The following is a 21,526-nucleotide window of genomic DNA, read 5'->3' as shown; positions in this document are numbered from 1 at the left end:
TATTAAGTTAATTTAATCCAACTTTATTCCAAGGCTACACTATACGGGGTAGCACCACATCGCCATCAAGCTAAGGTTTGAAAGCATCCCCTAAATGAAAATTTTCTTTCTCTACAGTTAGTTATTTTGAGAGGTCAGCTCATTTTTTTGTTTTTGGGGGGTGTTTACATTCCTTAAGTTGATGGGCATGTATGGTGAGGCATTATATAGGATTTTTAATCAAACTTTTTATAAACGGTACAACTTATTTTAAAAATCACACTAATATAAATTAAAAGTAAACTGCATAAAAAAGGAAATTTTTGGGGAGTTGATGTTTAAAGGATTAAATAAAAAACTTTGCGAAAAATATCGCAAAGTTTTTGTAATAATACGTATTATAATAGGAGTTTTCGTATTTCTTCTATACTTAGACCTGTGAATTTTGCAATGTCTTCTAAAGGCATGCCATTTTTGTGCATACCACGAATTAATTGAATTTTCCCCTCTTCACGAGCATGTGCTAGCTTAGCTTGCTCATCTAGAAGTAACTTTTCACGAGCTTCATAAGCTGTTCGGAATGAGGAGTCATGGCTCATATTTTCCCATTTATTCATTGCCTTTTGTAAAATTGGATCTTGATTCATCGCAATCTCCTCCAATGTTTGAGTTAAATGTTCATCTTCATGTGCTGGTAGTAATAACATCCAGCGAACAAATGCATTTTCCCATGGATTTACTTTTTCTTCACGCCATTGTTTGACCAATTTTGGAATTTCTACAAAATGAATTTCAATATCATCACTTAGTATCTGTTGCTTTTTTGGATTCCATAATTGTCCTATGGTATGAAATGAATCATCCTGGGAGAATAATATAAAATCTAATAGGTTAATGGTAATTGTTTTCCGAAGTGAACGATAGGGCATCCCCTCTTGCATTTGGGATGTATAGAGTTTACTCCAGTAATATAAAGATCGCTTCACCATATCATGTGTATTGCGAAGTTGTATCTCTATATTCACTTGCGTTCCGTTGTCTAATGTTGCTAATAAGTCTAATATGGATAACTTATCATCTTCATAAGATTTATGAAGATGTGGATCTTCTAGTTGTAGTGATGCGATAGGTGCATCTAAAGATTCTTCTAGGATAGCGTTTAGAAATCCAGTTAAAATTTCTTCGTTTCCCTTCGTTCCGAATAACTGTTTAAAAGCGAAATCAATTCGTAAATTTACTAATTTTGTGGACATGGGTTTCCTCTCCCTGTCTTTCTTTTCTTCTTATTATTTTATAATGTAATTCTTTATATAAGCAAATGCCACTTTTACCATTGTAGCTCCAATTCATCACAGTACACATCTAACTCCGTAAAACAGTTGTGTAAATCCGCTTCAAAATCAATTTCACGAATTATGCTATCTACCTTTTTTTCTAAATCTGAAATTGTTTTGTAAGGAACATAAAATATATATTCTCCTGAACGTTGTTCCATATTGTATTGTGATATGAGAAAGGATTCGATATTCTTTCGAACTTTCCCCTTTCTTTGTACAAATTTATTATTATTTTCCACACGTAACAACATGCGAATAATGGCTGTTTGTTCTTTAGTTTGTTCACCTTTTTCGGTTTGCTTATTTTTTCGTATATATCGGTAGAGTGTAGCTTGACTAATACCTGTCATGTTTACAATTTCTTGGATGCTATATTCTTTAGAATCATATAACTTCAATGCTCTCTGAATGAAACTATCCTTAACACGAGGGCGTCCACCTACTCTTCCCCTTGCTCTTGCACTTTCAAGCCCTTCTTTAGTACGTTGAGCAATTAAGTCTCTTTCAAACTGGCTAAATGCTTGAAATACTGTTAACATCAATTTTCCTTGAGGTGTATTAGTATTAAATTGTTCTTTAATACTAATTAGCTTAACTCCCTTATTCTCAAAATAATCAACAAGTTCAATTAAATCTTTGGTACTTCTTCCTAATCTAGAAAAGCTTTCAACAACTAATGTATCACCAGGTCTAATTTTATCTTTTAATCGAGTAAGCTCTGGACGATCACTTTTCGTACCTGTTATTTTTTCAGTTAAAATTTCAGTACAGTTATAATTTTGAAGCATGTCTAGTTGACGAATCAAATCTAGTTGTTGGGTACTTACCCTTGCATAGCCATAAATGTATGAATTCATGAAATCACCTAACCTTTACAAGATGATTTTATCATAAAGGGTAATTAAAGTTAATTTGATTTTGACAATAGTTTTGATAACATAGATAAGCGATTTATAAAGATTAAATTTTGTTCATTTTAGATTTATCAAAAACAATCGTTTTTGAAACGCCTATAAATAATAAATCTAATAACTCTGTACTTTGTAATTGGTAAGAGTTTATGATAAAAATAGGGAACATTCAAAAAAACACACGAGGGGCGTTGATTATCATTTTTTTTAAAGACTTTAACTACAAAAATGAAGGTGATTATTTATATCCAGTTGAGTATTATCAATTTCGCCAAGCAAGCACACATAATACATTCAAAGTTGAACTATTATGTTTTGATGATCGTTATGATTTCCATTTAACAATTGATAATGAAGCTATCCCTTCAAAGTATAGACTTGTAACAAGCATCTCCTTTGAAATTTATGAAGAATTTGGATTTGAGGCTTATGATTTTAGTTCTAAACAAGCTACTCTACAAAGGGCAATTGATATGGCAAGTGCAATTGCAAAGAAATATTGTGAAAATCCAGTTAATCAATAATAAGTAAAGACCGGATATTATATCCGATTTTTTTTGTATTTGCTGTATGTTAAGGTGACTTTTTATGTTAAATTATTACAATTATTAATGCGTATTTTAAATTTGAGGTTAAGGACTCAAATTTAAAAGAAAAAGAGAACCCAAATGGATTCTCTTTTCTTGGCATTCTTAGTTCTTTAGCAATCGCATCATAACTCCTTCCAAATTTTTAGCTATGTCACAAAGTACACTTTTTGACACTATGTTTAAATTTCGTATGAATTAATCTTATCCCCTTTTTTTGGGGATGGGAAAAGATACCCAAATAGTTAAGAACTGAAGTTTCGTCTTCGACTCTTACAGAAAGTTATTTTTCATTGCAGATGTAATCTTCAGGCAATATATCTTTGTAACTAACAACTGAAGCTAATCTATGCACAGCTTCGTAGAACTTTTCATATACAAGTACAGCGTCATCAACGGAACGGATTGAACCTGACTTGTTTTGGAAAAAAGCAATTGTTTAATCTTTTGCAATTTCTTTCTTATCCATAGTGTTACCTTCTATCTTAGTTGATATAAACATTGTACCAAATAGATAAATGGTGGTAAGGCTATGAATAAACAGCAGCGAGATGAATACGAACGAAAGAAAATTTTGTGGATCATAAAAGATTTAAGAGCTAGATGTGTACATGACAGCACAGATAAGATTGAGGAAACATACAAGTATATCACTCTAGCTAAATAAAAAATGAGCCTTGAATGTGAAACTCAAGGCTCATTTTTTAAAGGTAAGGTCGAATTGGCGACCTTACAAACTAATAATACCACAAATTTACAAATAAAGATAACTTCTTAATTGTCTGAATATTTGCAAAAAATAAAACCTACTGTGGCAGGTGCCCCCCATCAATGCAACTGTTCCTGGATATTCCGATGCGTGAAAGTATCAGAAAGGGTGAGCACAATGCATCCGCTAGCTAAAAATAGCATCAAAAAAAGCCCGTACAGAAGCACAGGCCGGTTGTAACACAACGGTAATTACATTTTAACAGGATAGTTAGAAATTATCAAAACCAAATAAAAAACCGCTTTCTTTCTAAGACGGTTTGGCTATTAAAAATGAAAAAACGCCCAGTTGGGAGACAGGGCGTTTCTCGAAAAGTCGAAAGACTATGAGCTGTTATTATATCATATCAAATTTTCCTAGTAAAGGGGGAATGTGGAAACGAAAGGCCGCGTAATTCGAATGTATTGCAAGGATGGAATGCTATATCCAGTAGCATTAACAAATGAACAAAACGAGATGCTACAAATGTCATCAATGTTATTTCAAGTATTAAAAGTGGTTTTTGATAAACCGCAAGGACAAGCTATCAACTTAATGGAGGGACGTAAAAATAATTGAAATTCAAGAAAAACAAGTAGAACGTGCAATCGAAACTTTGAAGCAAATGTCCGATAAGGGGTCACCATATCATTTTAGAAAATTGTATGCTAAGGAATTTATAAAGGTCATGGGGACTTAGTAAATGTTTATAAATGTTTCGTAGCATGTTTATAAACGTGACAAACCTTGATTTTATAAGGCTTAAGGTTATGTCCTTAAAGGTATACCTTTACAAACTGTTATTTACTTTTCTTATTGGTGAGAGAAATATTCCAATTGACATTTTCAAAAATATTGATTTTCCAGTGCCAAATAACCCTTATTTAACGGGAAAATTTTCTTAATGTAAAATTTTCTTTTTTTGATATGGGGACCCCTCGATGGGCATGGGGTGTACCCCAATATTCGTTAGAATAGAAAAGAGGCATCTTTCCGAAGCAGGAGAGATGCCCTATTTTACAACAATTGAAATTCAAGATGAAATTTTTTTGCACCAGAATCTTATAATTTAATATAATCTCTGTAATTTAAATTTTTGATTATTACTAGCTGTAAATGGATATACTATAACATTTGTTCCATTTTTAGTACCAGAACCAGTTACATCTAAAACCCTAGAGTTTTTCTTGTTTTTTAAATAAATATATCCATTTCCTGCATCTTCAACTAACCAATAATGCTCTTCATAGTATTGGTTAGGTGTAGCAAAAACATTGTCAGAACCTTGATAGTCATTCCAAGCTAATATTAAATTTTCATTTGTTACACTTTTAATTTGATAGGCCTTTTTATTTGAATCATATACTAACTTCCATTTTTGATTATTACTGCCGTTATTGCTCCATAAGGTAACATTATTCGTTGATTGATTCAGATCTATAACGCTACTATTATTTAACGCAGAAAATAATTGATAGGTACCATTCAAATTAGCTCCAGGAATGTTTTCTCCTACTTCTTTATATACGACATACTCCATTCCATTGACCGTTGCTATTACCGCATATTGGTCTTTTAAGTTTAATGGAAGACGGTCAACCCACATGCCTGTATTTGGTCCTCCGCTCCACATATTATGCGTAGTCCGTTTTGTTAAATTCACAACTTTATAAGACGCATTTGGTGCATTTGCTCCCGTTTTTATTTCAAATGTACAAGCATTGTCTATCGATCTGTAGAAATATCGAACACTTGACGGACGAAGTCGCTCCATAAGATCCTGTTCTTCTTTCTCCGCAGTTTTTACCGCTTCATATAATTTATCAGCATAATTCTTAAGATCTTGCCAGCTATCTTTTGCTGTATTAAGGTCTGCTTTTATAAAAGCAAATTCTTCTGGGGTAATAAATGTGATATTTTTTACTAAATTATTATATTTTGCTGCTACAGTATCCCAACTATTAGACATTTTCTGTATAGAATTAATAGCTGTGTCAATTGATTCCGCCATATTCGTAGTCTTATCTTTTGCATCAGTTATAATAGCTATTTCTGCTTGTGCCCCAGAAATTTGTGCTTTTAAAATTTCTATTTCTCGCTCAGCAGATGCAATATTACTTTTTGCTGTTGCAATCAGCGGTCCACCAATGATACACGTTATTAATGTCGCGCAAAGTACTGAACCTGCAATAATTTGATCATTGCTTTTTTTGATAGACTCATTATACCCATTAATTCGCTGTTCTAAATAGGGAATACCTGCAGTTGTACTAGCTAAAATAGTCGTTAATTGATTTGTATCTTGTTTAAAGTTTTGCGTATCTGCTGTCATTTTATTTCGGAATGTTTTCAGCTGTTCCAATAGCTCGTTAACTTCACTTTTATTAGTCAATATACTTTGATACAATTTTTCGAGCTCAGTTTTCAATTTTTCAGTATCTTTTTGATCTATTGCAGCTAGTAAAATACTATAGTGTGTTTGAAATGTATCATTATAATCTACAATGTTTTGATTCGTATTCATAATACGTGGTTTAAGATTTTCTAACCAATAGGTCGCGTTTTTTTTTGCATCGTCCTGGTGCTTCAACATGTTTGCTCGTAAATAACTATTAAGGGAACTTATACCACTAAGGTCTGTCTCTTGTTGATTACGTATTGTTTTGGCATATGAATCCATAACAAGTACATTAGACATTGCTGGTGCTAGTACATCTTGAAATCCCTCAGGACCAAGTGAATAATTATGAATGGTTTCTTGCGATATAGTTGTATGGACTTTTTGTTCTGCCGCGAAAGTATGAAGTGGTACTATATTACTTGTTGCCATTCCAGCAATCATCATTGATAATAAGAATTTCTTGTACAATTTCTTATTCATATTATCCCACCTACGCTTTTTAAGAATTCGTATCTTTTAGTGAGCATTGAGATAGTTCCCTGCTCAAGTTTGAACAGGGAACCCTTATCACATAAAATCAATTGATTATTCTGTATCTACTAATTTAATATCAGTTTCATAAAGATTTGCAGCAGTATCTCTAACTTCTTTCCAACTATCTTTAGCCACATCGAGATCCTCTTTTATGAAAAATAGATCGTTAGGGTCGATAACTGCAATATTTTTAAGTAAAGATTTATATTTTGATCCGATTACATCCCATTTGGTTGAAAGATTTTGTAGTGCAGTAATTGCTATATCAATAGTCTCTGTTAAGGATTCAGTTTGCTCTTTTAGATTTGTTAAACCAGCTACTTCTAATTGAGCCTGGGTTATTTGTCCTGTTATATTCTTAATCTCTTCCTGAGCCTTATCCATCTCTTGCTTTGCTATAACAATTCCTGCTACACCTCCTGCTGTTGCTCCTAAACCACCTACAATGAACACCACTCCTAGTTTAGCTCCTAAACCAGTACCAATTAGAACTGCTCCACCTATAATAGCAAGTGGACCTAGAGCCGTTGCAACTGCTGAGGCAATAAGCAGTTTATTATATTCAGCAATTGTAGCATGATACGTTGTGAGTTGATTTTGCAACAGCGGAATTCCAGCATCTTGACTTGCTAAAATAGACGTTATTTGAGTTGCATCTTGTTTAAAGTTTTGCGTATCTGTTGCCATTTTCTTTCGGAATTCTCGCAGTTCTCCTAATAATTCGTCCACTTCCGCCTTATTTGCTACAACATCATTATTTAGCCTTGTAAGTCCATTTGATAATGTTTCCTTGTCCTTATTGTTTACAGCTGTTATTAACGTATCATAGTAATTTTGAAATTTAGTATTATAATTAATAATATTTTGATTCGTTGAAATCATTTGCGGTTTAAGTTTATCTAACCATTGCCCTGCATTTATTCTGGCAATATTTTGATCATTAATTATTTTCGTTCGTAAAGATGTATCAATTGAATTGAGCCCATTGAAATCAGCATTTGCTTGTTTAATGATTGTTAAAGCATAAAGGTCCATTACTAAAGCATTTGACCCTGTATTTGTTATTGCCTCTTTAAGACCCTCTGGTCCTAATGAATAATCCGGGTAATCGCCCGTTGTACCTGTTTTAGCGTGAATAGGAGTTGATTTTGCCGTGCTCTCCGCTGCAGAAGCATATGTTGGCATGATACTACCTGCTGCCATTACCGTTATTAATGCGGATAAAGCCATTACTTTATAAGGCTTTTTTGTCATTTTTGTCTTCTCCTTTAACTTTCAGTATAATCATATTTCACTCTTTGCTTAAACTTAATTTATTGTTACATTTGAAATGAAATTTTCAAACTTTTTTGTTTGCAAATACAGTTCATCACTGTATTCTTTGAGCTGAATTAATTGATTTTGTAATCCAACACTATCCATGTGTGCCCCTGCACTCAGATTGAGTTGGATTTGGATCATTGTATCATTTAGCGCTTTCCAATCATTCATCAAATATTCAAAAGTAGTAATTTGTCTCTTAATCATCTCAGTAAACCCATTCATTTGATCCTCAATAAAAGTCATTTCAGTCACTTGAATTTGGGTTTCTGCTAACTGCTGAATTAGTGGTAGTAATTCTTTTTGTTTCTGCTCAATGATCCTAGCAGAAGCAGCTGTTTGGCTGTCGAAAAGATCTAAAATTCCACCACCAAGAGATGAAATAGAGATAAAATCTATAGTTTGAGTCTGAGCTGCTCCGCCCGCAATCGTAAAGACTTGCTTCCCAATATTTATAACGCCGTTACGAACTTCCTTTGGTCTATTTAAAATTTTTGCGAGTTCTACCAGTATCTCTTCTTGAAGTCTTTTAATATCAGCTCTTAGCTGTGTAACAGTTCCATCTGACCCCTCTAAGGATTGAATTGCTATTTTTGCTTTTTCAGAAAACCCTTTGTTATCTTGAAGCAATAAATCATTAAAACGATTTAGCTGCAATAAGGTTTGGTTCATACTATCTTGGATAGTTTGTACGTCCTGTTGTAGTCTATTAAAAGCATTTACAAAACTCACTTTTGTTTCCGCATCTGTATTTACCGTTCCCGCTAAATCATATAATGTACCATAATAACCATTGAATCTTGTACTAAAACGCTGCATATCTTGATTTAAATCAACTAACTTAGGATTATATTCATCTAACCATTCGCGAACATGATTTTTTACAAATTCTTGGTGATTCGTTAAACTGCTCATACCAGTCCCTTTAATGGTTGGTTGCTGTAAAATAATTAATCCATATGCTTGCGCTAAAGGTGATTGTGAACCTAACGTTCTAATCGAATGTGATAATGTATTCGCATTTTTGACATTTTGTACATATGTTGACTCTGATTTAGACTGCACCCTCTCCGCGTAAGCACTTACATAGTTGGAAGGACTTGCTAATATTGCTGTAACCATTAATCCTGTAACTAAAGTTTTTTTCACTTGAACTCCTCCTTTTCTTATTTTTTAAAGAGAGATTCTAGATTAAGTCTGTTACAATTACTATTTTTATAAAGGAAATAGCAATAGATATTGACTAGATTCTTTCTTATTCTCCTTTTTCGGGGGATGGAAAAAGATACCCCCTATTAGAATATATAAATATCGGAAAATACGCAATTTTATGAATAATTAGCCACTATAAGATAATAGTGACTAGTTTTTTTATGTTTTGTTATATATATACCATTTGAAATACATTGTTTTTTTTTGGTAATGTCATATTTAAAATAAAAAGATATATACGAATTAAGAAATCCATCGTTAATTGTCATAAATTCTACAATATTTTTGAATGTGGGTTTTTTTGCCCATCCCCCGAAAAAGGGGGATGGGCAAAAATATACCAAATGGATAAATGTGTCTAAACGAGGTACCTGTAAAAATGAGTCATAATATTCATTTCATATCCATGTATTGTTTTTTATTAAATAACTAACTTACAATAAACAAAAACCAATTACCTATGCAGATAATTGGTTTTTGTTTTAGATTATATTAACTCGAAAAATATTTAAAAATTTACCTATAATTTGATAAATTATGCTAATAGCTTAATTAGATGTAAAAAAACATTTTATTAGAAAATCTTTAAATTTACATAGACTCTAGATACACTACATATCAACTTCAGATACTTGTTCTATGATACAAGAAATTCTTTTTATTACTATATATTTGTTCTTTCCTGTTGCAGAATCCTTATTATAAGGATTCTTTTTTTGTATCAAAAATCTACAAAGAAAAAAGATAAGATCGGGAACACAATCTTATCTTTAGCACAAGGAGTAAACAAAAGGATAACTATCATATTGTTATTATAATTTATTTTTTGTTAATTTTGAATATTATAACCATAATTAACAAGTATATCAATATTGAGAAATTTATTAAAGAATTAGCTATAAATGATTCAAAACTCCAAAGTAAACTTTACCCAAAAGTTTACTTTCATTTCCGCTTAAACATTGACTTCCATCTAATTTCATTGATATTCTAAAAATAGACAAAAAAGTATACATTCAAATCATTGAAAATAAAGGGATTGAAAAACAGATGGATAAAAAGCAACATTTAATCGATGTACAACCAATTCGAAGCAAAGAACAGCTCGAAGATATGAAATGGTCTCTTAAACGCCATTGCTCAGATCGAGATTACATTTTATTCCTAATTGGAATCAATACAGGATTACGTGTAAGTGATTTACTTAAAATGGAAACGAGTGAAATTTTAAAACTAAAGCGAAAAAAACGGAAAGAATTTAAAGTGAAAGAAGGAAAGACAAAAAAGGAGCGTATCATAAATATTACATCCATTTTTGAGGAAGTACTTCCATATGCTGAAGATCTAAAAAGTATCTGGTTATTTCCTTCTCGAAAAGGTGATAAACCTATTAGTAAAATTCAAGCCTATAGACAGTTACAAACAGCCGGAGATTTTGCCGGAGTAGAATCTCTAGGAACCCATACCATGCGTAAAACATTTGGATATTGGTTTTACAAGCAAACAAAAGATATTGCCATGTTACAAGAAATATTGAATCATAGTACACCACAAATTACACTAAGATATATCGGGATTAATAAGGAAGAAAAAGATAATGTACTTGATACATTCCGCATCTAATTTAAATTAGATGCTTCTTTATTTTCGGAGAATCAATAATACGGATATGCAATTATGCATATCCGTATTTATTATTTTAATAGTAATAAAATCTAATATATAATTAAAAGGTTTTTAATGAATTAATAAGGAGATGCGAGTATGAAGAAAGTCATAGGACTTATAGTATCATTATTTTTATTATTTTCTACCTATGCACCAACGTTTACAGAAGCAGCCGAAGTTTTAAATAAGGTAGGCTGGGTGAAGGAGAAAGAGAATTGGTATTATTACGAAAAAGATGGCAGTAAAAGAACAGAAACAATCACATTAGATGGCATAGAATATGAATTCTTCAAAGATGGTAGGTTGTTTGAAGGGAAAAAACAAGTCGGAAATGAATGGCTTCATTATAAAGAACCTGGAAAATTACAAACAGGATGGAGTTTTTCAGCAACAGCTTGGAGCTATATACGTGATGGGAAATATGCAACTGGTGTTATTACATATCAAGGGAAACAATTTGAAATTAATAAATACGGAGAAATGGAAAAAGGTTGGGTTACATTACGTTCTAAAATTAAAAGAATGTATCCTAAACCAGAAACAAAATTTTTATTTGAGTCGAAGCCAGTAAAAGACGGAGATGTACTAGAGGTTATTGGTAAACAAGGTATTTGGTATCAAGTAAAATATCAAGGAGAAATAGGGTATGTAAGAATTTTTGAATCTGTAGTCATAGGAGAAAATCCCACACGTTCTTGGGATGTTGTAAAAGAAGGAACAAGCCTTACGCGATTTATACTAACGGAGTATAAAAAAGATCCAGAAAAATACTTTCCTCCAAATGTAATTAAAAATCAGGAGAAAGAACTCCATGAGCTAACAGAGAACGTAAATAATGTGTATTATGATTTCCAACAATTAAAATCTATGTTGTTATTTGATAATGCAAAAGGATGGGTACAAGAAGAGGGGAAATGGACGTATTATTTAAAAAATGGTAGTCGTGTAACAGGTCTTCAGACCATTGATAATAAACAATACTATTTTGGACCTGATGGTTTTATGCAAACCGGTTGGATTGATAAAGGTGGCTCAAAATATTATGCGAATGAATCCGGTGCGTTACAAAAGGGTATCCAATATATTGATGGGAAAATGCATTACTTTGATCAAAGTGGTATCTTATCCCGAGGTATGCAACAAGTAGATGGAAAACCCTACTACTTTAGTTATGAGAGTGAACCAAAAAGCGGTTGGATGAAGTTAGAATATGACTGGTATCTGTTACATCCAACTGGTGCTTTACAAACAGGAGATTTTACTTATAAAGACAAGGTTTTCTCTTTTAATAAAGATGGAGAAATGATAAAAGGTTGGATTACATTAGAATCCCTTGTAAAAAAAGTATATCCAGAACCAGATTTAAAAAAAGTTTTACGAGCAAAGCGCGTAAATACTGGTGAATTAATAGAAGTAACAGGAAAAATTGGTTCTTGGTATGAAGTAAAGTATAAAGGTGAAAAAGGGTATGTACGTATCCATGATGCTATTATTTTTGACCAAGAAGCGAAGACACCGTTATCTTTATTAGACGGCAAATTGAAAATTTTTGAAGGTGTTTTTAACTATATTAAAAGTGATGAGCCTTTACTCAATAATACATTAAAAACATTGCAAGACTTAGAAAATAATACCACTGATTCGATTGAATTGTGGAATAATGTTGCAAAAGACGCTGAAGATGCGAAACGTGACCTAGAAGAACAAAAGAAACAAATACTAGAATTTGAACAAAAAATGAAAGTCCTGGAGAAAAAAATAAAAAATGATTGGGACCGTTTAACAAAAGAAGAGATGCGACAGCTGATAGAAATGTTTCGGGCTGATGCTGAAAGAGCTGGTATATTCGGAGAAGAACAAGCAAAGCATTTTTCAGAACAAATTCTAAGAAGATCTCATGAAATGGTTCGATTCATGGAAGAAGTGCAAAAATCTCTTACTCAAATGGTGGAGTTTAACAATCAAATTTATGACGTAATTAGAGAAGATATACAAAACGTAGGAAAGTTTCAAGACCAATGTAATATTTATTTAAAACAAATTGCAGATTCGATTCATGAATTAGCAGAGAGTCATAAGCGTATTCAGCAAGTATTACACGACAATGGTACATTTGAGGATTTAGGAAACATTGCAACAAGTACGATTCGATTAAAACACTCTATAGATGCGGCGAAACCTGGGATGGAGGAACTTGTACAAGTAACAAGAAAAAATGTTCCAGTCATAGCAAAAGATTTACAAGCATTTCAAGAAAGAGTACCGGGTATTTATAATGATGTAAATACGGGGTTAGATTTTGGAAATGCATTTATGGATACAGCTTCTAAAGTTGTCCAACATAAGTATAATATTCCTGCAGCAGCCATCAGTGTTGGAAATATTGATTTAAGTAATGCATTGCGTGATTTTGGCGGCGATTATTCTAGAATATATAATCGCGCGAATGATGGGGACTTATCGTTTATTTTAGATATTACACCAGGTATAGGAACAGGAAAAGAAATTGGACAGTTAATCAAAGGTGAAGATCTGGTAACAGGTAGGAAATATGGACCAGAAGATTATGGCTGGGGGACACTATCCGTTGTATCAGGTGGTACTTCACGTATAATTGGTAAAGTTGTAGGGAAAATTGGTGACCTTGAAAAGAAAGGAAAGGCTATTGAAAATGCAACAAAAGGGACTTCAGGTATTGGATGGAGCATGCCAAGAGGGGGAGGAGTAATCAATGGTCGAAAGTATACTGAGCATGCTTTAGAAAGAATGGCTCCAGATACTCTTGAAATAAGAGCGGAGCTTAATTCAAGAGCTAAGGAAATGGCTGCTAAAAAGGGATATAAACTAGGTTCTGCGGAATATAACGAGCTATTTTCTAAAATTGACCCTCGTGGTATGACACCTAATGTAGTTGAAGATATTATCAAAACGGGTTCTCGTGCTCCGGCTGATACACCTGGCACATGGAAATATAGTAGAGCAGATGGTTATGTTATACTTAATGATAACGGGGATGTTATTACTGCTGTTCCCGCAAAGAAAAAATAATAAAAGTTTTTTTACGGTGCAGAAGGTTGGTTATAAACATTGGATATTAAATATGATGAATACGAACTATTAGAGTTATTCGAGAGTGAACCAGAAGACTTTTTGATTGAAGGTGCAGGTGTGTATCTATATCGTAAAATGGATCACTTAGGATTTAAATTAGTAATGATTATGTCAGTTTATGAGAATACAATTAAATTAAGCCTTTCTTATAATGAAGGATGTGTATTTGACGTTAATATGGAATTTGTAGAACGAGTCTATACTCGCAATGATACACTCCATATCCAGTGCTATGAAGAGAAAAAAGCAATTGAAGTGAGATTCAAACCACATTTTGCAATTAATATTAGAGAATTCTAATCAAAAAATCGTAGGAATTATCATTTCCTACGATTTTTATTATTGAATACTTTTCCAGAGTGGCACCTCGAATCGTTTCCATATCCCAATTACCTATGGAAGTAGGTAATTTTTCTTTGTTATATAGATTTTATATAATAAAGAAGGGAATTAACTAATTGAACAATTGAACAAAAAACCCATCATTCATAACTAAAATATTTTAAACAAACATTTATTTAATTCTCCTACACCAAATTTCTTCATCACATAAATAAAAAAATAAGAATATCCCATAGTTAGTTATAACGTAAAATTCATTGTCTTATAGTTAATTAATCTTAAATATATATCTTTCTGTAAGAATCCTATATTCTTCTCTATTTACCTATACCTATATTTTTTATAATTTATTATGATATAAATATTGATTTAAAGTGTTTTATTCAAAGTATTCAATTGAGATTTTTTAGGTGTTCAAGGTGGTTATTTATTATTCTTTTCTAAATCAACAAAATTTTCAAATGTAAAAGCGCATATTTTAAGATTCAGTATATAATAAAATCAACCCGCGGTTATAGTGTTTGCCCCGATTCAAATTATGGGATATTTTTTTAAAACTTTTTTACATTATCTAAAAAAGAACTTGTAGGAATCCCTACAAGTTCTTTTTGCTTTTCTTATTGTATTAGAATAGAAGATTTTAAATATTGCAGGATCAATAATAAAGTATTTATTTCTCGTTTGCTAGCTAAAATTTTTCATTTCATATACCAATCACGCACCCATTTAAAGATAGTAATACCCTATGTCTAAGAGTTATAGATTCATTACAAATATCATGGAGCTTTTACACCAGAACCCATCTGTGTTATCTCTTGCATAATCCCACCGATGCTCATTAAAGCAGTTGTGATGAAAAATAACACGATCACAAGAATCAAAATTTTCTTTTTATGTAATCCAGTTAAAACATATAATCCAATTCCTAAAACAATGTAGTACCAAATTGCAAATATATCTACTCTTTGCGCCATCGCATGCAAGATAGGATAATCGGTTAATAAGGGAGCTAATCCTGTATAGGAAATCTGATAATCCCCAAGAAAAACAGCGATTGTTCCATTTAACAACATACCGAGTTTCATAATGAACACAGCATAGAGCGTAACACAAAGTAATTCTTTATACGTTGTATCGACTCCAAAAAGTATCATGATATTTTTGTAGAAAACGGGAGCGCAAAATACGGATATAATTCCACTAATCGTAGTAAAACTAAAAGTAGTTAAGAACATAATATGTGTAACGGGTTGAAAATCAGTACTACTATTCATTTGTTTTATTGCAGGATTATTTAGTGTGACGTATGAGATAAGAGCGCTCGTAATAATTGTTAAAAGTAAAATAATAATTAGCGGTACGATAATTGGTTTGTGGGTACGCATTCTTTGAAATTGTAGTGTAGGTGAGGTGATTATACTGAATATAGATGGTTTTTTTGTGAGATCATCGTTTAATCCTGTATTTGTTTCCATAAATACTCCTTTCTTTCGTAAACGTCAAGTAACTTTAAAAGCCAACAATAAATGTTGAGATTGGAACGATTTTTTCATTACGCTTTTGATTATCAAGGGGTTTATCGCTAGACTTAACATACAGTTTCTGTTAATCAAGACAAAACATTTCTTCATATCATCTCAATTTCCCCTTGAATTCCTCTACTTAGGTTTGAAGTGATTCAATTATAATTGAGTTAAATGTAAAAGTATCATTTTTTAAAGAAATTCGACAAAATCATCCGAATCCCTTTTTCATAAAAGATTTTATAGAATAATTCTTGCATGTACAGCTTGCTTTCCTTGTTTAATGAAAAGCAAACCTATTAAGAAAGCATCGTAAACATTTCCTTAACATGGTAATTAATATACTTGGTGCTTAATTGACCAGTAAAACGTTTTTACCAATCTCCGATAGTAAAGCTAGCAACCCTGTTGTTCCCAAACAAGAAATTTAAGTATCAAAAAAATAATTCATACTAAGTAAATAATTTGAAAAAATTGTAAAAACAAATATTACCTGTTTTTTTATGATAAACTTGAAATACACAAATAGATAGGGGGAGGAATTATGAAGAATCGTTCTCGAATAAGAAAGGTATTGTATGGTCTAGGGTCAATTTTAGTTTTTTGGGGACTTATGATGCTCAATATTATCAATGGAATTAATTTGTTTGAACATACAAACAAATTATTAGCTGCTGGTGTTATTATTTTAGGGATAATTCTTTGTATTATTTCTAATTTTCTCAGAAAACCTGGAAACCCTTCCAATTAGTAAGGGTTTGAAAATATTCAAAAATAAAAAACCAACCTGGTCCTATATAAATAAAGAACTCAGGTTGGTTTTTTGTAACTATTTCCCTTCGATGTAAAGGATTAAATCGTGAAACCATCTCAAATTCACACATAATTATTCATTCCTATCAATAAACCTAACAATGCATTATTATTATTCTGAATATCTTAATTATAAAAAAAGGCCCCGAGTTATGTTCAATTCAAAACATAATTCGGGGCTCAATTTAAAGTATTATTTACCTATTATTAACAAGTGATACCAAACCCTGCTAAACAGCCAAGACAAGCTGCGGCTCCAACCCCTGTAAAGAATCCACCACAAGCTGTACCACAAGCAATTTTGACTGCAAGCGGTGCTCTATCCCATCCCTTACTAATACAGTCTAATACGTCAGTGACACCTTGTCCCTGTAGCTTCTCACTTAAATTTACTACTGGTTTTAATTCACCATTTTCAATATTCCATGATACTTTATGTGTCTCATCAGATGTAGCAAATGAAAACGTAGATTCTCCATCTTTATATTCTAAAGACATTACTTTAACATTTTTAACCATATGATCTTCATCATAATATGCAACCACAAACTTTTGAAGTAAAGCATCTGCTTGTTCTACAGGTATCACTACTGCGAAGCCATTTGTTCCAGGGTACATATTAATTGTAGTTTCGTCGTAGTTCAATTGATATTTATCTCCAAGTTCTTTCATCTCTTTTACCTGTTTTAATTTCTCAATTAGATAACTTGTTTTCTCAATTCTAGCAGTCACAACTGCTACATTTTGATTTGTCATCATATTTTCCCCCTTTATAATTTTAGAAACATGCCCAAGCATTTCCACCAATGCAACCCGCACACGCTGCACACGCTGGAGCTAAACCACCGAGGCAGGTAGAACAAGCACCACCACAAAATCCTTGTAACCAACCAGGTAACGCCATAAAGTAATTATAAATACATTTAACAATATCTTGAGATTGTAGTTCTCCATTTTTTTCTACCTTAATTAAATTAAAATTCTCATCGTAGATCCCTGTTGTTTTGTTTGAACTATTTAAATCATTAAAACTAACTTTTAAACCATCTTCTGTGTTTAAAGTTAAGACCTTTACTTTGAGCACACCATCTTCTTTTTCAAAAGCAAGGATAAATTGTGAAATCTCTTCATTTTCTGATTTCACAGGAATAGAAATTGATTTTCCATCTTGTGTTTCATTTTTATTCAGATCAATAGAGCTGAAATCCAAAACATTCTGTTCCATAAATTCTTTAACTTCTTTTAAAGAAAGCAATGTCTGAACAATTTGGTGTCCTTTGTCAATTCTTTCTGACTTAAAAATATTATGATTTGCTTCTTGACTCATTTGTAATTCCTCCTCTTTTTGAATTGCTCCCTGCAGGTTACAACATATAAAGAGAGATTTGATACTTAAAAATCAATTTTCAGATTAAAAAACTAAATAATATTCTATATTTAATTAAAAAATAGTGTAAGGGACTTATTTTAACCTTATCTAAATAAGAATTATTTTTTTCAGATAGGTTGATAATTCTAAATATTAATTCTCTTTATATATAAAAGATTTATTATGTATATATTTGGTAAAATGTTATTGTTAATATATGGAATTATTGATGTCTAAAATATCTATAATTCAATGGTCTTAACAGAAGAGGGGGATAAATATGTTTAAGCAAGTAGACTTGTGTCACTTTACCCAAAAGTATCAAGAAGCTTTTAAACAACCAATAATCCAAAAGTTTCTAAAAGACTCAAATAACTATAAAGTCTTCTTAGACTATCTACAGCATCCTGAATCAAAACACCATATCGAGGAATTAGATAAATCATTTAAAATATTTTATAAGAAATCAAAATTAGGAAAATACTTAGATAATCTTATTCACTTTTACTCAATTGACTATGACAAAAGAAGAAGAAAAATTCATTCACGCTTCTTACTTACCTTAAACGGTAGCGGAGAGGATGATTCAGATGGTAAATTCATTGAAAAATCAGACAAATATATTATGGCGGAAGAAAAAAGCATATTGGAACTAATGATTTCTAGTTCATCAGGATTAAAGAGTCACATAGAAGATGAATCTCTATACAAAGCTTTTTTAAAATTAACCCCAAAACAACAACATATACTGGAACTTATCTATGTAAAAGGATTGTCGAATATAGAGGTGTCTGAATATTATAATGATTCACCTCAAAATATATCTGCTATCCATAAAAGGGCTCTAAAAAAACTTAAAATAGAATACTTGCAAGATTAATAATAAAAGACATTTTAATTGAACATAAACATATAGCGCCTCATTTATATGCTATGGTCCCCTTATAGTAAACAGGAGAAGGAAGGCAGATTAACCTGTTTACTATAAGGGGATTTTTCTATGTATAAAATTAGAGTCACTTACGATGTAGAATTTTAAAAATAAAACTGTAGATTTATAATTAAAAGAAGACATAAGCTATAAATTCATTGCGGGAAAATTAGGTGTTTATCCCTCGGTTGTAGGTCATTGGGTGAAACAATTTTTCAAGGCTGTAATCAGGAAAAAAGAGGCATATGTAATATGGTACTTATCAACTATTAAGCATTTGTAATTTAATAAAATTGTTTCCTATGAAACCAGTCATAGAAAATGCTTAAGGCTTATTTTAGACACACTTAAAAACACAAAGAAAAAACGAAACTTGAATGGAATTCCCTTATATATTGATCAAGAATCATTAGCATACATCTAGTTAATATAATCAAATACTTAACAATATTAGATGAAGGCAAGTATTTCTCGAAAGGTCTACTTTTAGGATAATGATTGTATAGAAAACTTATTCAGTAACTTTAAGGAAGATTTTTCCCATTTATATTCTTTAGGTAAAATCGATGAGGTTAATATTGCAGTGTTCAAATATATACTGTTTATAATCATCAAAGATTTTAAAAGGAATTAAATAACCTGATTTTATATAAATATAGAACTTAGGTTGCATAGTTGCTCTTTTTAAGCACTGTCTACTTGAGAGAAATTTACTTTTTTACACGTATTCTGATTACAAGGATTTGCTGATAGCTCTTGCCCAAACTCTCCCAACCAAGCTATAAAAACTGCTCGTTTGAGTGGAAAATCTGCAAAATAACAAAATCCACGGAGAAAATCTTCGCCATGGATTTTGGGTTTAAAAAGCCTTATTTATCAAACTATATTTTAAATCTATAATATAAATTAAACAATTTTAAAGGGCCTTAATACCATAGAATGTATTAAGGCCCTTATATTTTCATATCAAAATTAAATAGCTGCATTACTTACAGTTTTTGGTTATTCAGAAAAATCGGGAGATACGTCCTTAATTCTGATTAATCCATTACCTTGTAGCTTTTTAGATAAATTTAAATCTTCACAGCTATTCAATAAATAAGCATATATTTTCTCATACTTGTATGAAGAATTATTTAAATTAAGATGATTTATTAAAAGAGAAACCAACCCTGTAACGTGTGGAGCCGCCATTGACGTTCCTGACAACTCTGCATATGTCCCTCCTAGATATGTTGACAATATTTTTTCTCCTGGAGCCACAAAATCTATTCTATTATTACTATTTGAAAATCTTGAAACTTGATATGCCTGATTAATAGATCCAATTTCTATGACTTTGTTATAATATGCGGGATACAGTATTTCATCCGTTTCAGCTATATCATCTCCATAATTTCCTGAAGCAGCTATTAAAATAATATCAGATTGTATTGATTTATCAATTACTTCTGATAAACCTGGATCATCTATTGTTCCCCCAATTGATAGGTTAATTATATTAACCTTTTCACCATTTATTCCTCTCCATGAAACGGCATATTGAATAGCTTGAATAAGACTTTTGTACTCACCATTATCAGAATGATCAATAACCTTCAAGATAAGTAATTTACTTTCGGGAGCAATTCCTATAATTCTACTATTATTCTGAGCAGCTATAATACCAGCCACATGAGTACCATGTCCAGTATAATCAGTATATATATCAGGATCTCCATCATCATCCCTTGTAAAATTAACCCCCCCTATAATATTATCTTTCAATTCCGGATGCGTTACCTCACATCCAGAATCAATAATTGCAATAACATTTCCTTTTCCTTTATTAGATTTTTCCCAAAGTACAGGGATATTCATAGTTTGAATTCCTATTGGTAATTCCTCAGCCACCCGAACAGAATCGTTTACAATATTAGGAATTAGATGTATATTCATTTTTCCACCTCTCTTTTGTTATAAAGAGGAAAAGAAAGGTGAAAAATAAATTTCACAGCTAAATTTCTACAACATTTCAGTTTAAGAATATATTTTAACTTGCATTTATGCTTTTAAATTTTTAAAATTATTCTAGATTAAAAATTTTTTTATTAAGTTCCGATATTAAAAATAAACAAATACAGGCTATTACTTTTGAAACATATTTTTATCGACGATTTAATTTTTCAAAATGATAGTGTCTTATCTTATAACTTAATAAAAAACAACTTATCACTTATCCAAACAGGGTCAAGTGATAAATTGTTTTTGTGCCATAAAATATTTAATTATTATCAGAATGACATATCTTTAAATCGTATATATCCTCAATAGATTTACTTAGTCGCTTTATTTCTTTTGAGTAACAAATAGCTAGATCTTGATAGAAAGGAATTTCTGTTTTTTCACAATCATCAATCTGCTTTACAATATTAATTAAATCAGATTTTAATTTATTATATTTTAAGACCCCACTTTTAATATCAGTATTATTTTGTATTTCCTTAACTTGTTGAAGGAATTTTTCTAATTTACTCTTATCAAAACCTAATATGGTCTCAGTGAAATTATTAGTATAAATAACTTCAGTATAAGGAGTACCTTGGATATTTTTTTTTATAAACTCCTCTTTATACTCTTCTTCTAATACATTTTTCTCAGTGAAATCCATGTTGTTTTCTTGCATCCATTTTTTTTGTACATTACAGAAAAAGCAATTCGGATTAGTGTATACAAAAATTTCTTTAATCATCTCTATCTC

18 protein-coding genes and 1 pseudogene are annotated in these 21,526 nt (G+C 31.4%); 8 read left to right on the top strand and 11 right to left on the bottom strand.

Annotated features, from left to right (window positions below):
- Nucleotides 1-377 precede the first annotated feature (377 nt).
- Together MHI26_RS30800 and MHI26_RS30795 are read right to left on the bottom strand one after the other, a co-directional pair.
- Nucleotides 378-1,232: an Rpn family recombination-promoting nuclease/putative transposase gene (locus MHI26_RS30800; protein ID WP_061667709.1), complete on the bottom strand. Its 855-nt coding sequence runs from the start codon at nucleotides 1,230-1,232 to the stop codon at nucleotides 378-380.
- A gap of 74 nt (nucleotides 1,233-1,306) precedes the next feature.
- Nucleotides 1,307-2,173, bottom strand: coding sequence for a recombinase family protein (locus tag MHI26_RS30795; RefSeq protein ID WP_098291927.1), 867 nt, complete (start codon nucleotides 2,171-2,173; stop codon nucleotides 1,307-1,309).
- A gap of 203 nt (nucleotides 2,174-2,376) precedes the next feature.
- Between MHI26_RS30795 and MHI26_RS30790 the strand changes: the two genes are divergently transcribed.
- From MHI26_RS30790 to MHI26_RS30780, 3 genes are all read left to right on the top strand, one after another.
- Nucleotides 2,377-2,751, top strand: a complete 375-nt coding sequence (locus MHI26_RS30790; protein WP_061667708.1) for a hypothetical protein — start codon at nucleotides 2,377-2,379, stop codon at nucleotides 2,749-2,751.
- Between the two features lie 595 nt (nucleotides 2,752-3,346).
- On the top strand, nucleotides 3,347-3,481 hold the full coding sequence (locus tag MHI26_RS30785) for a hypothetical protein (RefSeq protein WP_255259159.1): 135 nt from the start codon (nucleotides 3,347-3,349) through the stop codon (nucleotides 3,479-3,481).
- 474 nt (nucleotides 3,482-3,955) lie between these two features.
- The gene (locus MHI26_RS30780) at nucleotides 3,956-4,141 is read left to right on the top strand and encodes a hypothetical protein (RefSeq protein WP_061667707.1); all 186 of its coding nucleotides are present in this window, start codon (nucleotides 3,956-3,958) and stop codon (nucleotides 4,139-4,141) included.
- Nucleotides 4,142-4,631: 490 nt separating this feature from the next.
- Here the strand turns inward: MHI26_RS30780 and MHI26_RS30775 are convergent, their stop codons facing one another.
- The 4 genes and pseudogenes from MHI26_RS30775 to nheA all read right to left on the bottom strand — a co-directional run bounded on the left by MHI26_RS30775 (nucleotide 4,632) and on the right by nheA (nucleotide 8,966).
- The gene (locus MHI26_RS30775) at nucleotides 4,632-5,102 is read right to left on the bottom strand and encodes an RICIN domain-containing protein (protein ID WP_225988082.1); all 471 of its coding nucleotides are present in this window, start codon (nucleotides 5,100-5,102) and stop codon (nucleotides 4,632-4,634) included.
- 264 nt (nucleotides 5,103-5,366) lie between these two features.
- A pseudogene (gene nheC, locus MHI26_RS30770) lies at nucleotides 5,367-6,443 on the bottom strand (non-hemolytic enterotoxin subunit C); the annotation flags it as partial.
- A gap of 105 nt (nucleotides 6,444-6,548) precedes the next feature.
- Complete coding sequence (nheB, locus tag MHI26_RS30765) at nucleotides 6,549-7,751, bottom strand: non-hemolytic enterotoxin subunit B (protein ID WP_061667705.1); 1,203 nt, start codon at nucleotides 7,749-7,751, stop codon at nucleotides 6,549-6,551.
- A gap of 54 nt (nucleotides 7,752-7,805) precedes the next feature.
- Nucleotides 7,806-8,966 carry a non-hemolytic enterotoxin subunit A gene (gene nheA, locus MHI26_RS30760; RefSeq protein ID WP_061667704.1) on the bottom strand — a complete coding sequence of 387 codons (1,161 nt, stop codon included), beginning with the start codon at nucleotides 8,964-8,966 and terminating at the stop codon, nucleotides 7,806-7,808.
- A 1,113-nt stretch (nucleotides 8,967-10,079) separates the two neighbouring features.
- Between nheA and MHI26_RS30755 the strand changes: the two genes are divergently transcribed.
- The 3 genes from MHI26_RS30755 (at nucleotide 10,080) to MHI26_RS30745 (ending at nucleotide 14,108) form a co-directional block, all read left to right on the top strand.
- Entirely contained in the window at nucleotides 10,080-10,652 is a 573-nt protein-coding gene (locus MHI26_RS30755) for a tyrosine-type recombinase/integrase (RefSeq protein ID WP_061667703.1), read from the top strand.
- Nucleotides 10,653-10,793: 141 nt separating this feature from the next.
- The gene (locus tag MHI26_RS30750) at nucleotides 10,794-13,745 is read left to right on the top strand and encodes a pre-toxin TG domain-containing protein (RefSeq protein WP_061667702.1); all 2,952 of its coding nucleotides are present in this window, start codon (nucleotides 10,794-10,796) and stop codon (nucleotides 13,743-13,745) included.
- A 39-nt stretch (nucleotides 13,746-13,784) separates the two neighbouring features.
- Nucleotides 13,785-14,108 (top strand): hypothetical protein, encoded by a 324-nt coding sequence (locus MHI26_RS30745; protein ID WP_061667701.1) that lies wholly within the window; start codon nucleotides 13,785-13,787, stop codon nucleotides 14,106-14,108.
- Between the two features lie 818 nt (nucleotides 14,109-14,926).
- Here MHI26_RS30745 and MHI26_RS30740 read toward each other — a convergent pair.
- Nucleotides 14,927-15,625, bottom strand: coding sequence for a Yip1 family protein (locus MHI26_RS30740; RefSeq protein WP_061668037.1), 699 nt, complete (start codon nucleotides 15,623-15,625; stop codon nucleotides 14,927-14,929).
- 592 nt (nucleotides 15,626-16,217) lie between these two features.
- On the opposite strand from MHI26_RS30740, the gene MHI26_RS30735 reads away from it, so the two are divergent.
- The gene (locus tag MHI26_RS30735; protein ID WP_061668038.1) at nucleotides 16,218-16,424 is read left to right on the top strand and encodes a hypothetical protein; all 207 of its coding nucleotides are present in this window, start codon (nucleotides 16,218-16,220) and stop codon (nucleotides 16,422-16,424) included.
- Nucleotides 16,425-16,693: 269 nt separating this feature from the next.
- On the opposite strand, the gene MHI26_RS30730 is transcribed toward MHI26_RS30735, so the two are convergent.
- Nucleotides 16,694-17,242, bottom strand: a complete 549-nt coding sequence (locus MHI26_RS30730; RefSeq protein WP_061668039.1) for a hypothetical protein — start codon at nucleotides 17,240-17,242, stop codon at nucleotides 16,694-16,696.
- A gap of 22 nt (nucleotides 17,243-17,264) precedes the next feature.
- Complete coding sequence (locus MHI26_RS30725) at nucleotides 17,265-17,813, bottom strand: hypothetical protein (RefSeq protein ID WP_061668040.1); 549 nt, start codon at nucleotides 17,811-17,813, stop codon at nucleotides 17,265-17,267.
- Between the two features lie 322 nt (nucleotides 17,814-18,135).
- Here MHI26_RS30725 and MHI26_RS30720 point away from each other — a divergent pair, with 322 nt between their 5' ends.
- Nucleotides 18,136-18,735 (top strand): sigma-70 family RNA polymerase sigma factor, encoded by a 600-nt coding sequence (locus tag MHI26_RS30720; protein WP_061668041.1) that lies wholly within the window; start codon nucleotides 18,136-18,138, stop codon nucleotides 18,733-18,735.
- Nucleotides 18,736-19,788: 1,053 nt separating this feature from the next.
- Here the strand turns inward: MHI26_RS30720 and MHI26_RS30715 are convergent.
- On the bottom strand, nucleotides 19,789-20,724 hold the full coding sequence (locus MHI26_RS30715) for a S8 family peptidase (protein ID WP_061668042.1): 936 nt from the start codon (nucleotides 20,722-20,724) through the stop codon (nucleotides 19,789-19,791).
- A 325-nt stretch (nucleotides 20,725-21,049) separates the two neighbouring features.
- The gene (locus MHI26_RS30710; RefSeq protein ID WP_061668043.1) at nucleotides 21,050-21,517 is read right to left on the bottom strand and encodes a glutaredoxin family protein; all 468 of its coding nucleotides are present in this window, start codon (nucleotides 21,515-21,517) and stop codon (nucleotides 21,050-21,052) included.
- Nucleotides 21,518-21,526: the final 9 nt, after the last annotated feature.

The sequence above is a fragment of the Bacillus sp. FSL K6-1218 genome (assembly GCF_038006445.1).
Classification (GTDB): Bacteria; Bacillota; Bacilli; order Bacillales; family Bacillaceae_G; genus Bacillus_A; species Bacillus_A thuringiensis_S.
Note: the sequence above shows the minus strand (reverse complement) of the source record. Positions and strands in the feature narration are given on the sequence as shown.